The sequence below is a fragment of the Bacillus sp. 179-C3.3 HS genome (assembly GCF_047229225.1).
Lineage (GTDB): Bacteria > Bacillota > Bacilli > Bacillales > Bacillaceae > Bacillus.
This window is the reverse complement of the sequence record NZ_JBFEFT010000049.1, coordinates 1-1,289: the sequence shown is the minus strand read 5'-3', so window position 1 is coordinate 1,289 and position 1,289 is coordinate 1. Positions and strand designations below refer to the sequence as shown.

Below are 1,289 nucleotides of genomic sequence, written 5' to 3'. Positions count from 1 at the left end.
TAGACTAACCTAGTCAAATGGGACATAAAAAAACACCCTTCTAGTGATACACTTAAACAAAGTGTTAATTAGGAGGGTATTTTTATGGGGAAAAACAGTTATTCATCTGAAATAAAATGGGCTGTTGTCAAAGATAAATTAAGTGGTCAGTTTACCAATAAACAAATTATGGATAAATATAATATAAAAAATGTTTCTCAGATTAAAACATGGATGAAGTGGTATCGAGAAAATCAGTTATATCGATTCGATCAGCCAATTGGAAAACAATATAGCTTTGGGCATGGACCTGAAAATATCTCTAAAGAGGGAAAAGTGAATAGGCAGATTGAACACCTTAAGATGGAGAATGAAATTCTAAAAAAGTATTTGGAAATCATAGAGGAGTTGAAAAGGGAGTAGCTCTATATTTGGTCGAGAGATTACGAAAGAAATATACAGTAACGTCTATCTTAAACATTTTGCAGATCGCTAGATCGACATACTATCGTTGGATATCCGAAGGAATACCGGCAAAGTCACAAGTGGAGGTCGCTATTATTTCATTATGTACCGAAACTTCGTTCCGGTATGGTCACCGTAAGATCCGAGAGCTACTTCATCGCCAATATGGTATCAAACGAAATCGAAATACTGTACAGCGTATGATGCAAAAATATCATCTTCAATGCCGTGTAAAGCGTAAAAGGAAATGGAAATCGCAAGGGGAATCTGTCATCATTGCCCCGAATAGATTAAATCGGAACTTCATCGCAATACACCCGAATTTAAAATGGGTAACAGACATTACTTATATTCAGTACGGACCGAGAACGCTCTACCTTTCGACCATTATGGATTTGTACAACAACGAAGTTGTTTCCTATACCCTAGATGACCATCAACAAACACCACTCATATTGGACACAGTCAGACAGGCTTTAGAGAAAAGGAATTACCCTAAAGGTGTAATTGTGCATTCCGATCAAGGAAGTGTATACAGTTCGTATGCATATCAAAAGGAATTAGAGGAAAGGAACCTCACAAGCAGTATGTCCAGACGAGGCAACTGTTGGGATAACGCAGTTATCGAATCCTTCCATTCTAGCTTGAAATCAGAGGAGTTTATCTATACAAAGTTCAACTCGATATCTGAGAAAGATGTCAGAAAACGAATCGACCGTTACATTAAGTATTATAATGAAGAACGTATCCAAGAAAAATTAGGCTACCACGCACCAAAAACATTTGGTAGCATGTCAGCCTAATAAGGGTGTTTTATTTGTGTCTCATTCTGCTATGTCAGTCTA

At 37.0% G+C, this 1,289-nt stretch carries 1 protein-coding gene; it reads left to right on the top strand.

From position 1 onward, the window contains the following. Positions 1-84: 84 nt before the first annotated feature. A protein-coding gene (locus tag AB1K80_RS17135; RefSeq protein ID WP_412858143.1) for an IS3 family transposase occupies positions 85-1,247 on the top strand; the annotation gives its coding sequence in 2 pieces (ribosomal slippage) (positions 85-361 and positions 361-1,247; 1,164 coding nt in all). The last annotated feature ends 42 nt before the right edge of the window (positions 1,248-1,289 follow it).